This is a genomic window from Streptomyces sp. MZ04, assembly GCF_004684775.1.
In the GTDB taxonomy this organism is placed as follows: Bacteria; Actinomycetota; Actinomycetes; order Streptomycetales; family Streptomycetaceae; genus Streptomyces.
The window spans coordinates 1-12,696 of record NZ_SRIC01000246.1; the positions used below are offsets into that span (position 1 = coordinate 1).

The 12,696-nt window shown below is 70.8% G+C and carries 9 protein-coding genes; 5 read left to right on the forward strand and 4 right to left on the reverse strand.

The genetic code is table 11. From position 1 onward, the window contains the following. The first annotated feature begins 80 nt into the window (after positions 1-80). The 3 genes from E2651_RS33765 (at position 81) to E2651_RS33775 (ending at position 3,521) form a co-directional block, all read left to right on the forward strand. A complete protein-coding gene (locus tag E2651_RS33765; RefSeq protein WP_135335066.1) occupies positions 81-1,124 on the forward strand; it encodes an ABC transporter substrate-binding protein in 1,044 nt (347 codons plus the stop codon). A 2-nt stretch (positions 1,125-1,126) separates the two neighbouring features. Further along, positions 1,127-2,335 (forward strand): LLM class flavin-dependent oxidoreductase, encoded by a 1,209-nt coding sequence (locus tag E2651_RS33770; RefSeq protein ID WP_135335067.1) that lies wholly within the window; start codon positions 1,127-1,129, stop codon positions 2,333-2,335. A 76-nt stretch (positions 2,336-2,411) separates the two neighbouring features. Further along, the gene (locus E2651_RS33775; RefSeq protein ID WP_135335068.1) at positions 2,412-3,521 is read left to right on the forward strand and encodes an NAD(P)-binding domain-containing protein; all 1,110 of its coding nucleotides are present in this window, start codon (positions 2,412-2,414) and stop codon (positions 3,519-3,521) included. 32 nt (positions 3,522-3,553) lie between these two features. Here the strand turns inward: E2651_RS33775 and E2651_RS44310 are convergent, their stop codons facing one another. The 3 genes from E2651_RS44310 to E2651_RS33785 all read right to left on the reverse strand — a co-directional run bounded on the left by E2651_RS44310 (position 3,554) and on the right by E2651_RS33785 (position 6,598). Beyond that, on the reverse strand, positions 3,554-3,730 hold the full coding sequence (locus E2651_RS44310; protein ID WP_167828971.1) for a hypothetical protein: 177 nt from the start codon (positions 3,728-3,730) through the stop codon (positions 3,554-3,556). 98 nt (positions 3,731-3,828) lie between these two features. Further along, positions 3,829-4,653: an endolytic transglycosylase MltG gene (gene mltG, locus E2651_RS33780; protein ID WP_135335073.1), complete on the reverse strand. Its 825-nt coding sequence runs from the start codon at positions 4,651-4,653 to the stop codon at positions 3,829-3,831. Positions 4,654-4,699: 46 nt separating this feature from the next. After that, positions 4,700-6,598: an ABC transporter ATP-binding protein gene (locus E2651_RS33785; RefSeq protein ID WP_135335069.1), complete on the reverse strand. Its 1,899-nt coding sequence runs from the start codon at positions 6,596-6,598 to the stop codon at positions 4,700-4,702. A 138-nt stretch (positions 6,599-6,736) separates the two neighbouring features. Here E2651_RS33785 and E2651_RS33790 point away from each other — a divergent pair, with 138 nt between their 5' ends. Together E2651_RS33790 and E2651_RS33795 are read left to right on the forward strand one after the other, a co-directional pair. Further along, a complete protein-coding gene (locus E2651_RS33790) occupies positions 6,737-7,180 on the forward strand; it encodes a MarR family transcriptional regulator (protein WP_135335070.1) in 444 nt (147 codons plus the stop codon). A gap of 39 nt (positions 7,181-7,219) precedes the next feature. Beyond that, on the forward strand, positions 7,220-10,138 hold the full coding sequence (locus E2651_RS33795) for an FAD-binding and (Fe-S)-binding domain-containing protein (protein ID WP_135335071.1): 2,919 nt from the start codon (positions 7,220-7,222) through the stop codon (positions 10,136-10,138). Between the two features lie 51 nt (positions 10,139-10,189). On the opposite strand, the gene E2651_RS33800 is transcribed toward E2651_RS33795, so the two are convergent. After that, positions 10,190-12,406, reverse strand: a complete 2,217-nt coding sequence (locus E2651_RS33800) for an MMPL family transporter (RefSeq protein ID WP_135335072.1) — start codon at positions 12,404-12,406, stop codon at positions 10,190-10,192. Positions 12,407-12,696 lie beyond the last annotated feature (290 nt).

The following is a 12,696-nucleotide window of genomic DNA, read 5'->3' on the forward strand; positions in this document are numbered from 1 at the left end:
ACCTGCACCTGCACCCTCCCCCTCCTGAACACACCGAACCGAACACACCGAACCCCCTGAACACACCGAACGGACTCGCCATGCGACGACACCTCGCCGCCCCCTCCCTGCTCCTCCCCCTGGCCCTGCTGCTCGCCGCCTGCTCCGGCACCTCGTCCGCCGGTACATCGGCGGGCGGCGCGGGCGGCGGCACCGACGGAAAGGGCTCGCTCACCCTCAACGTCGGTGACCAGAAGGGTGGTTCGGAGGCCGTGCTGCGCGCGGCCGGGGAACTCGACGACCTGAAGTACAAGATCCGCTGGTCGACCTTCACCTCCGGGCCGCCGCTCCTGGAGGCCGTCAACGCCAAGGCCGTCGACATCGGTGCCGTCGGCAACACGCCGCCGGTCTTCGCGGCGGGCGCGGGCTCGAAGATCTCCGTGGTGGCCGCCACTCACGGCACGGCGGCGGGCGAGGCGATCCTCGTCCCGGACGACTCGCCCCTGAAGAAGCCGCAGGATCTCAAGGGCAGGTCCGTGGCCGTGACGCAGGGGTCGTCGGCGCACTTCCAGTTGATCGCGTCGCTGAAGGAGGCGGGGGTCGCCTTCAAGGACGTCAAGGTCAAGTATCTGCAGCCGGCCGACGCGCTGGCCGCGTTCACCAGCGGCAAGGTGGACGCGTGGGCCGTCTGGGACCCGTACACCTCGCAGGTCCTGCAAGGGAAGCAGGGCCGCGTCCTGACCGACGGCGACGGTGTGGTGAACGGCCTCAACTTCCAGGTGGCCGCGCCCGGCGCGCTGGGGGACAAGAAGAAGTCCGCGGCCATCGCCGACTACCTGAAGCGGCTGCGCAAGGCGCAGGACTGGGTCCACGACCACCCGGAGGCGTGGGCGAAGGTCTGGGCGAAGGACACCGGCCTTCCGTACGAGGTCGCGCTCGACGCGGTCAAGCGCAGCAACGGCACCCGGGTCCCGGTGGCCGTGGACAAGAACGCGATCGCCTCCGAGCAGGAGATCGCGGACACCTTCACCGATCTGAAGCTGATTCCGGGCCGCATCGACTTCGGCGACTTCGTCGACACCCGTTTCAACGGCGACCTGCCGCCCTCCACCAGCAAGCCGCGCACCTACGGCAAGGAGTCCTGACCATGACCGTCCACCTCAACTGGTTCCTGCCGACCGGCGGCGACGGGCGCACCCTCGTCGACCGGCACGCCTACACCGACGGCGGCATCAAGCGCTCCCGCGTCACACCGGTCAGCGGCGTGCGGGCGCCCGACATCGACTATCTGATCCAGATCGCCAAGGCGGCCGAGCAGTTGGGCTTCGAGGCGGTGCTCACCCCGACCGGAACGTGGTGCGAGGACGCCTGGCTGACGACGGTCGCGCTCGCCCAGCACACGGAGCGGCTGAAGTTCCTTGTGGCGTTCCGGCCCGGTGTCATCTCCCCCGTGCTCGCCGCGCAGATGGCGGCCACGTATCAGCGGATCACTCGGGGACGGCTGCTCCTGAACGTCGTCACGGGCGGCGACTCCACCGAGCAGCGGCGCTTCGGCGATCATCTCGACCACGATCGCCGGTACGCCCGTACCGATGAGTTCCTCTCGATCGTCCGGGGAGTCTGGGGCGGCCGGCCCTTCGACTTCGACGGCGAGCACTACCAGGTGGAGGGCGGCCTCACCGCGCTGCCGCCGGACCCGCTGCCCGAGATCTTCTTCGGTGGTTCGTCGGCGGCGGCCGGTCCTGTCGCGGCGCGGCACACGGATGTGTATCTGACGTGGGGCGAGCCGCCGGAGCAGGTCAAGAAGAAGATCGACTGGATTGCCGGGCTCGCGGAGGAGGAGGGGCGCACGGTCCGTTTCGGGATCCGGCTGCACACGATCTCCCGTGACTCCGCCGCCGAGGCGTGGGCCACGGCGAACCGGCTCCTGGACGATCTCGACCCGGACACCGTCGCCGCCGCACAGCAGGCGCTCGGCCGCAGCGAGTCCGTGGGCCAGCAGCGGATGCTCGCGCTGCACGGAGGTTCCCGCGACGGCCTGGAGATCTCGCCGAATCTGTGGGCCGGGGTCGGCCTGGTGCGGGGCGGCGCGGGCACGGCGCTGGTGGGCAGTCACGCGGATGTGGCCGACCGGATCGAGGAGTACCACGCCCTCGGCATCGAGCACTTCGTCCTGTCGGGCTATCCGCACCTGGAGGAGGCGTACTGGTTCGGGGAGGGCGTGATCCCCGACCTTGCCGCGCGTGGGCTGCTGCCGCGCATTCCGGCCTCGCAGCTGGCCGGGGTCCCCGCGGTGAACGGACGTCCGGCGTCCGCTCCGGGTGGTGCGCCGCTGCTGGTGGCCGGAGGCCGCTGACCTGGTCTCCCTGGTCCACTGACCGGCGGGTGCGGCGCGCGGGAAGATCCCGGGCCCCGATGGAGTTAGCAGAAACGTGAACGACATCGGGGCGCGGGACGCGGCCGCACAGCAGGCGGCACAAGAGGTGGACGTGGTCGTCATAGGCGCCGGGCAGGCAGGTCTGTCCAGCGCCCATCATCTGCGCAGGGTCGGCTTCGAGCCGGACCGGGACTTCGTCGTCCTGGACCACTCGCCCCGGCCCGGCGGCGCATGGCAGTTCCGCTGGCCGTCGCTCACGTACGGAAAAGTGCACGGCATGCACTCGCTGCCCGGCATGGAACTGACGGACGCCGACCCCTCGCGCCCCTCGTCGGACGTCATCCGCGAGTACTTCGACGCCTACGAGCGGCGCTTCGACCTGCGGGTGCGCCGCCCCGTCGACGTACACAAGGTGCGCGAGGGTGACGGTGGGCGGCTGCTCGTCGAGACCTCGGCCGGGACCTGGGCGACGCGGACGCTGATCAACGCCACGGGCACCTGGGACCGGCCGTTCTGGCCGCGCTATCCGGGCCAGGACACCTTCCGCGGGCGGCAGTTGCACACGGCCGTCTATCCGGGGCCCGAGGCTTTCAAGGGGCAGCGGGTGATCGTCGTGGGCGGCGGGGCGTCCGGCACCCAGCATCTGATGGAGATCGCTCCGTACGCCGCCGAGACCACCTGGGTCACGCGGCGGCCGCCCGTCTTCCGCGAGGGACCGTTCGACGAGAACTGGGGGCGCTCGGCCGTCGCCATGGTCGAGGAGCGGGTGCGGCAGGGGCTCGCGCCGCGGAGTGTGGTGTCCGTGACCGGACTTCCCGTCAACGACGCCATCCGGCGGGCGCGGGCCGACGGAGTGCTCGACCGGCTGCCGATGTTCGACCGCATCACGCCGAGCGGCGTCGAGTGGGACGACGGGCAGCGGGTCGACGCCGATGTGATTCTCTGGGCCACCGGATTCCGGGCGGCGATCGAGCACTTGGCGCCGCTGCGGCTGCGCGAGGCGGGGGGCGGCATTCGCCTCGAGGGCACTCGGGCCGTCGCCGACCCCCGCGTCCACCTGGTGGGGTACGGGCCTTCGGCCAGCACGATCGGCGCGAACCGCGCGGGACGGGCGGCCGTGCGGGACATCCGGCGGCTGCTTGACGGGGTGCCGGTCGCGGTGTGACGCCGCATCGGCGGTGCGGCGTCGCGCTCGGCTCAGGGTGCGGGGATGTTCTCCAGGCTCTTGTACGGGAAGTAGCGCCGCACACCGAGCCCCTCGGTCTCGAACGTGGGCGTGACGAGCACACCCGGGCGTCGGCCCGCGCTCTCCAGCGGCGCGTAGCTGCGGTGCAGTGCGTAGCGCACGACGCCCGGTCGTTCGATGCCCGGCACCGCCTCGTCGCCCCTGCCGATCGCGGCGCGGCTCCGGACAACTGGCGACAGCAGAGGGGATCACCGCCCGAAGGGGGCGATCCCCCGCCCTCGGTTCGCTAACTGGCGGACTGCTTGTTCTTGTTGAACTCCGCCACGTTCCTCTGCTGCTCCTCGAAGCTCGACGTGAAGCGGGTGTCGCCCGGCTTCACCGTCACGAAGTACAGCCAGTCGCCCTGCTCCGGGCTTGTCGCCGCACGCACGGCCTCCTCGCCGGGGTTGCCGATGGGGGTGGGCGGCAGACCCATGCGCGCATAGGTGTTGTACGGACTGTTGATCTTTGTGTCGCTGTCGCGGGTGTCCAGCGTCGACCGGTTCAGGGCGTAGTTGATCGTCGAGTCCATCTGCAGGGGCATGCCCTGGTCGAGGCGGTTGTAGATGACCCGGGCCACCTTCCCCATGTCCGCCTTGGATCCGGCCTCGGCCTCGATCATGCTCGCGATGGTGACGGTCTGGTAGATGTTCACCGCGTTACGGTCGGCGCCCGCCGTGACCTGACCGCCGTTGAACCTCTTGGTCGCCGTGTTCACCATGTACGACAGAACGGACGCCGGAGTCGACTGGGAACTGATCGGATACGTCGCCGGGAAGAGGTAGCCCTCGGGGTTGCCGCCCGCGTCACCGGGGAGTTTGAGGTCGGCCTTGGGCAGGCTCTTCTTCGTGGTGCCCGACGGCACCCCGAGTGCCTTGTCGATGGCGCCGTACACCTGGCCCGAGCGCCAGCCCTCGGGGATGGTCAGCGACTCGGGGCGCGGCTTGTCGTCCGGGAGGAGAAGCGGCACCGCCACGGCCGTGGCGGCCGCGACGGCTCCGGTCACGATCAGGGCGATCCGGCCCCGACGCGTCAGTCGAATCGCGCCCCGGCGCGGAGTCTTGGTCTGCAGCATGCGGGCACGGTATCCCGCACATACGGACATTCCGTGCATATCTTCATGTCGCTGGCTCCAGTTGGGCGTCTCGGCGGACCAGAGCGGCGTAACGGCCGTCCCGCTCGAGGAGCTCCTCGTGGGTGCCCCGCTCGGTGGCCCTGCCCGCGTCCAGGACGACGATCTGGTCGGCGCCACGGACCGTGGAGAGCCGGTGGGCGATGGTGAGCGTCGTCCGATCGGCGGACAGGGCCTCGATGGCTTCCTGCACGGCGTGTTCGGTGTGGGTGTCGAGGGCGCTGGTGGCCTCGTCCAGGATGAGCACGGGCGGATCGCGCAGGATCGTACGGGCGATGGCGAGGCGCTGCTTCTCGCCTCCGGAGAAGCGGTGGCCGCGCTCGCCGACGACGGTGTCGTACGCATCGGGCAGGGACGCGATGTGGTCGTGGATCTGGGCGGCGCGGGCGGCCGCGATCAGTTCCTCGTCGGTGGCGTCGGGCTTGGCGAAGCGCAGGTTCTCGGCGACCGAGGCGTGGAAGAGATACGTCTCCTGGGAGACGACGCCGACCGCGCGGGCCAGCGTGTCGAAGTCTAGGTCGCGCACGTCGACGCCGTCGATGGTCACACGGCCGCCCGTCACGTCGTACAGCCGTGGCACGAGATAGCTGAGGGTCGACTTGCCGGAGCCGGTGGGGCCGACGACGGCCAGGCTGCCGCCCGCGGGAACGGTGATGTCGATGCCGTCGAGGATCGCGCGGCTCCGGTTCTTCTTCGTGCCGCCGTCCGCGCCGCCGTCGTTGTCGGTGTCGCTGTCGCTGTCGCTGTCGGTGTCGCCGTCGGTTTCGCCGTCCGAGTCGTAGCGGAACTCGACGTCCTCGAAGCGGACCTCGCCCTTGATCGTGTCCAGGCGCACCGGGTGCTCCGGCTCGGTGATGTCGATGGGCAGGTCCAGATACTCGAAGATGCGCTGGAAGAGCGCGAGCGAGGTCTGGATCTGGACGCCGGTGGAGAGCAGGCTCACCGTGGGCCGGAACAGGCCCTGCTGGAGCGAGACGAAGGCGACGAGCGTGCCGATCGAGACCGTCGGGCCGCCGAGCTGGAACGCGAGGCCCGCGGTCCAGTAGATGACGGCGGGCATGGCGGCCATGACGATCGTGATGACGGCCATGCGCCAGCGCCCCGCCATGTTCGACCGGACCTCGAGGTCGACCAGCTGCTCGGACTCGTCGGCGAAGGACTTGGTGAGCGAGTCCGCGCGGCCCATGGTGCGGCCGAGCAGGATGCCGCTGACGGACAGCGATTCGGTGACCGTGGCGGCCATCGCGGCCATCTGCTTCTGGCGCTGCGTGGCGATCTTCTTGCGCTCGCGGCCGACACGGCGGCTGATCCACACGAACACGGGCAGCAGAAGCAGCGAGACGACGGTGAGGCGCCAGTCGAGGGCGAGCATCGCGACGATGGTGGCGACGACGCTGGTGAGGTTCGAGACCAGGGAGGTGGCGGTGGAGGTGACCGTCGCCTGCATGCCGCCGATGTCGCTGGCGATGCGGGACTGCACCTCTCCGGTGCGGGTCCTGGTGAAGAAGGCGAGCGACATGCTCTGCAGCCGGCCGTAGACGGCCGTGCGCAGGTCGTGCATGACGCGCTGGCCGACCGTCGTGCTGATCAGCGTCTGCAGGACGCCGAAGACGCTGGTGACGACCGCGCTGAGGATCATGCCGAGGGCGAGCAGGCTGAGCAGGCCCGTCCGGCCCTGCGGGATCGCGGTGTCGAGGATCTCCTTCAGCAGGAAGGGCGTGGCGACCGAGACGAGCGACGCGGCGCCGACCAGGAGGCCGACGACCGCGAGGCGGCCGCGATAGGGGCGGAAGAGGCGCAGGATGCGGCGGATCTGCCGAGGCTGCTCCTCTTGGCCCGGGACCAAGGGCGGCTGCGGTGTCCACCGGGGTTCGTCGTGACGCATGGGCTCCTACGGGAGGTGAGGCGGCCGTCGGCTCGCGGGCCGCCCATGACGAACGGTCCACGAGCCGACGATGACTGATGGAGCATAGCTCACTGTTACCTATACTCACAATGCACAAGGTCCTGATAATGTTCCCGCATGAACACCCCGGACGCCGACGGCCTGCTCGCCGAACAGCTGCTGCGGCTGACCCGCAGGCTGCACCGCATCCAGAAGCGCCATCTGGTGCCGATCGGCATCACCCCGGCCCAGTCCCGTCTGCTGCGCACCCTCGCGCACTGCGAGACGCCGCCCCGCATGGCCGACCTCGCCCAGCGCCTCGAGGTGGTCCCGCGCGCGGTGACGAGCCTGGTGGACGGCCTGGAGGCCAGTGACCTCGTCCGTCGCGTACCCGATCCCACCAACCGCCGGGTGATCCGCATCGAGCTCACCGACGCCGGACGCGGTGCGCTCAGGGAGCTGCGCAGCGCGCGCCGGGCCGCCGCAGAGGACATCCTGGCTCCATTGGACGCCGAGCAGCGCACCCAGCTCGGCGGCCTGCTGAACGCGCTGTTCGATGTGCCGGACGTCCGCCGCCGCTGAGACCGCCGCCGACACCGCCGACCTCGCCGAGGAGAGCCCATGCCGCTGCTGGAGCCCAAGCCGCAGGCCCTGCGCCCCACGTCGCGCACGGAGGCTCCGGCGCCCGACCGCGTGCCGGACCGGCGGTCCACGGGCACTCCGGAGCCGCTGCGCTCGGAGCTGTCCGCGCTGCTCGGCGCCGACAAGGTCCTGACGGGCATCTCCGACCTGGTGCGGTACGCGTCCGATGCGAGCCCCTACCGCTTCGTGCCGCAGGTGGTGGTCGTCGCGGAGGACATCGACGACGTCTCCGCCGTCCTGTCGTACGCGCACGGCAGGAGCCGCGAGGTGGTCTTCCGCGCGGCGGGCACCTCACTCAACGGCCAGGCACAGGGCGAGGACATCCTGGTCGACGTGCGCGAGCACTGGGCGGGCGTCGAGGTCATCGGCGACGGCGAGCGGGTGCGGCTCGGCCCGGGGACGACGGTCGTGCGGGCCAACGCCACGCTCGCCCGGCACGGACGCGTCCTTGGCCCCGACCCGGCGAGCGCGATCGCGTGCACGATCGGCGGGGTCGTCGCGAACAACGCCTCCGGGATGACGGCGGGCACCACCCGCAACTCGTACCGCACGGTCGCCTCGCTCACCTTCGTCCTGCCGTCGGGCACGGTCGTCGACACGGCGGAGCCGGACGCGGACGATCAGTTGGCGCACGCCGAACCCGCCCTCTGCGAGGGCCTGTTGGCGATCAAGCGCGAGATCGAGGCGGACCCGGAGCTCACCGCCCGCATCCGCGCCAAGTACGAGATCAAGAACACGAACGGCTATCGCCTGGACGCCTTCCTGGACGGCGCGACGCCCGTGGAGATCCTGCGGGGTCTGATGGTGGGCTCCGAGGGCACCTTCGGTTTCATCTCCGAGGTCGTCTTCGACACGCTTCCGCTGGACCGCCGGGTGACCACGGGCCTGCTGTTCTTCCCGTCTCTTCCGGCCGCCGCCTCGGCGGTCCCGCTGTTCAACGAGGCGGGCGCGCTGGCCGTCGAGCTGATGGACGGCAACACGCTGCGCGCGTCGACCAGTGTCGCGGGGGTGCCCGCCGACTGGGGGCAGCTGCCGAAGTCGACGGCCGCGCTCCTGGTGGAGTTCCGCGCACCGGACGAGGCGCGCCAGGAGGCGTACGAGGCGGCCGCCTCCGAGGTCGTCGAGGGGCTCGAACTGGTCGCGCCGGTCGCCTCGGTGACGAACGCGTTCACCCGCGACGCGAAGACGATCGGGGGTTACTGGAAGGCACGCAAGGCGTTCGTGACGGCGGTCGGCGGGTCGCGTCCCTCCGGGACGACGCTCATCACGGAGGACTTCGCGGTGCCGCCGGCGCGGCTCGCGGACGCCTGCGAGGCTCTCCTCGACCTCCAGACGCGGCACGGTTTCGACGCGGCCGTCGCGGGGCACGCCGCGCACGGCAATCTCCACTTCCTGCTCGCCTTCGACGCGGGAAAGCCGTCGGACGTGGAGCGCTATGCCGCCTTCATGGACGACTTCTGCCGGCTGACCGTCGAGCGCTTCGACGGTTCGCTGAAGGCCGAGCACGCGACGGGACGCAATATCGCCCCCTTCCTCGAGCTCGAATGGGGCGCCAAGGCCACGGAGTTGATGTGGCGCACGAAGCAGGTCATCGACCCGGACGGAGTGCTCGCGCCGCGCATCGTCCTGGACCGCGACCCGAAGGCCCATCTCCGGGGGCTGAAGACGATCCCCAAGGTGGAGCTGATCGCGGACCCGTGCATCGAGTGCGGCTTCTGCGAACCGACCTGCCCCAGCGAGGACTTGACCACGACACCGCGCCAGCGGATCGTGCTGCGCCGCGAGATGATGCGCCAGGCGGCTGGTTCACCGGTCGAGAACAGCCTGGTCGACGCGTACGGCTACGACGCCGTGGACACCTGCGCAGGCGACTCGACCTGCAAGCTCGCCTGCCCGGTCGGCATCGACACCGGCGCCCTGATGAAGGAGTTCCGGCACGCGCGGCACTCCCCGCGCGAGGAGCGGGCCGCCGCGCTCGCCGCCAAGAACTTCAAGGCGGTCGAGGCCTCCGCCCGGCTTGCCGTGGCCGCCGCCGACAGGATCAGCGACCGGCTCCTGACCACAGTGACCCGCGCCGCGCGCAAGGCCGTACGCCCCGATCTGATCCCCGAGTGGCTGTCGGCCATCCCCGGAGCGGCCGCCCGCCGGCTGCCGTACACCACGCGCGTGGGCGCGAGCGCCGTCTACTACCCGGCGTGCGTCAACCGCATCTTCGGCAGCCCCGGCGACCGCTCGCTGCCCGAGGCGCTGGTCGCCGTCTCCACGCGCGCGGGCAGGCCGGTCTGGATTCCGGACGATGTCGCGGGGACGTGCTGCGCGACGATCTGGAACTCGAAGGGGTATGGCGCGGGCAACACCGTGATGGCCAATCGCATCGTCGAGGCCGCCTGGGGCTGGACGGCGGGCGGCAGGCTGCCGCTGGTCGTGGACGCCTCGTCCTGCACGCTCGGCATCGCGCACGAGGTGGTGCCCTACCTCACCGACGACAACCGGCAGTTGCACCGGGAACTGACCATCGTCGACTCCCTCGTCTGGGCCGCCGACGAGCTGCTCCCCCACCTGACGGTGTACCGCACGGTCGGCTCCGCCGTGCTGCACCCCACCTGTTCCATGAACCACCTCGGCGACGAAGCACAGCTGCGGACCTTGGCCGAGGCCTGTGCGGACGAAGTGGTCGTCCCGGACGACGCCGGGTGCTGCGCCTTCGCCGGCGACCGCGGCATGCTGCACAAGGAGCTGACGGAGTCGGCGACCCGCAAGGAGGCGGCCGAGGTCACGGCACGTGACTTCGACGCGCACCTCTCGGCGAACCGCATGTGCGAGGTCGGCATGGACCACGCGACGGGCCGTCACTACTACTCCGTACTCCTGGAGTTGGAGCGCGCGACCCGTCCGTGACGTCACCCGGAGCCGGTCCGTTCGGACCGGTCAGTGCACGGCTAGTACCGGTCAGTGCACGGCTTCGCGGTCGCGGTGCGGCCGGGAAGCCATGGGCTCGGCGTGCCGGCGGCCCTGCGCTCGCCCCGGGCGGACCGGCCACCAGGTGCTGCGTCCGAGGATCGCGGCGAGCGCGGGCACCAGGACGATGGAGAGGACGAAGGCGGAGAGCATGATGCCCAGCGCCGTCGCGAAGCCGATCTGCTGGGTGCCGGAGTTGGAGTTGACGCCGAGGCTGCCGAAGGACGCGGCGAGGACGACGCCCGCCGTGGCGATGGCGGGCGCGGTGTGCCGCACCGCGCGGGCGACGGCTGCGCGGGCCGGTCCCGGGTGTTCCATCTCCTCTCGGATGCGGTCGCTGATGAGGATGTTGTAGTCGGTGCCGAGGGCGACGACGAAGAGGAAAAGGACCAGCGGCAGAACGAAGTTGACGCCCGGCTTGTCGAGAAGGTGCTGGAAGACGAGGGCGGAGGCGCCGAGGGTCGCTGCGAAGCCGAGACCGACGGCGATCATGAGGATGGCCGGGGCGAGCAGGCTGCGGAGCAGGACGAGCAGGATGAGGGCGATCAGCGCGGCGGCGACCGGGAACACGATCTTCAAGTCGTGGTCGACGGCGGTGGAGATGTCGGCGAAGATCGCGGCCGTGCCGCCGACATGGGCTTCGGTCCCGGCGGGAGTGTGGTCGGCGACGGTGTCGCGGACGGGTCCTGAGACGAGGTCGCGGGCCCGCTGACTCTGCGTGTCGGCGGTCAGATAGAGGTCGATACGGGCGGCCGTGCGGTCGCCGTTGAGGGCGGTCTTACCGACCTGGCCTACGCCCTTGACCTCGGCGAGGGCCTTGGGCAGGGCGCCGATTCCCTCGGCGGTGAGGGTGCGGCCCTGCTTGGCGGTGACATAGACGGTGGTCGGGTCGGACACTCCGGCGGGCAGCGCTCGGGAGATCTCGGCGGCGGTGGTCGCGGCCGGGGTGTCCTGCTCACCGGTCGTCTGCCCGAAGTCCATCCGGATGCCGACCAGTCCGGCCGCGAGCGCTCCGAGCAGGGCGACGGAGGCAAGGACCAGGGTGAACGGGCGGCGGGCGACGAGATCGCCGACGCGGGCGGCCGCGCCGGGCCGGGGCTCGCGCTTGAGGGAACGTGAGGGCCAGAACATCTTGCGCCCGGTGACCGCGAGCAGCGCGGGCATCAGCGTGAGGCCGGCAAGGAGCATGACGAGCACCGAGACGGCGATCGCCGGACCGAGCACACGGAACTGTCCGAAGGTCGCGATGCCCAGCGTCGCGAAGGCGGCCACGATGGTGAGGGCGGCCGAGGTGATCGCGGTGCCGACGCGGGCGCTGACCTCGCCCGAAATGGTCCGCGCGGGCGCGTCGGGGTGGGCTCGCAGCTGTTCGCGGAAGCGGAAGAGGAGGAAGAGGAAGTAGTCGACGCCGATGCCGATCAGGACGACGCTGATCATGCTCGGGGTGGAGGGGTCGAGTTTGATGCCGGTGAGCATCGCGGCGCCGACGACAGCGCCCGCCGCCGCGCCGCCGATGATGACGACGGCGAGCAGCGGAACGAACGCGGCGAGGACGCTGCGGAACACCAGGATGTTGATCAGCACGATCAGGCCGACCATCAGGATGCCGACGACCTTCCCGGTGGTCTCCTCGGCGTCGCCGGTGTCGACGAGGTCCGCGAGACCGCCGGTGAATCCGGTACGCATCCCGGCCTCGGCGAACGCGTCCTTCGCCTCGTCGCGGAAGGCGCGGTAGAGGTCGTGCAGGCCGGGGTCCGTGGAGTTGCCCGTCAGTTGTACGGAGAGCAGCTCGAAGTCGCGGTCGGGCGCGACCATGGCGGGGCTGACCTCGGGCGTCTGGGAGTGGTCCTCGGTCAGGAACGAGGGCGTGTCCTCCTTCGGCTCGGGCATCTCGACCCGCTGGCGGCCCAGTTTCTCGGCGACGGCGCCGACGCGGCGGTGGTCGGGTCCGGTGAGGGGCTTGCCGTCCTCGCGGGCGACGAGGACGGTCACCGCGTTGGCGTCGGGCTGCACCCCGAACCGCTCCTCGGCGATCTTCAGCGCGGCGGCCGAGTCGTACTTCGCGGGCAGGAAGTCGCCGCTCTGGGTCTCGGTGACGCGGTGGACGAGTGCCTGGCTGAGCAGGGTCAGGAACATGCCGATCACCGCCCAGAGGGCGATGACCTTCCATGGATTGCGGGTGGAGAACCCGGTCAGGGCGCGGATCACGTTGTCCTCCGGCAGTGGGTGGAGCGCCGAGTTCTCCCGGCCGGTGACCAGCTCATCAGCGCGGATCCGGCGATTCGTCCGAGCCCGGAACGAGAAGCGGACTGGGAGCAAGGGCCGTACGGGGCCGCCGACCAGGACCGTGGTCCCAGACCGAGGATCGGACCGGAGGAGGGGGCGGAGCTGGAGGCCGGTGCCAGAATGGATCAAGACATGACAGTCGTGACGTACCGGCAGCGGCCGGCGCGGGCGGCTGGGGGGAGGACCAGAATGTCGACGACGCGCCCTGTGGG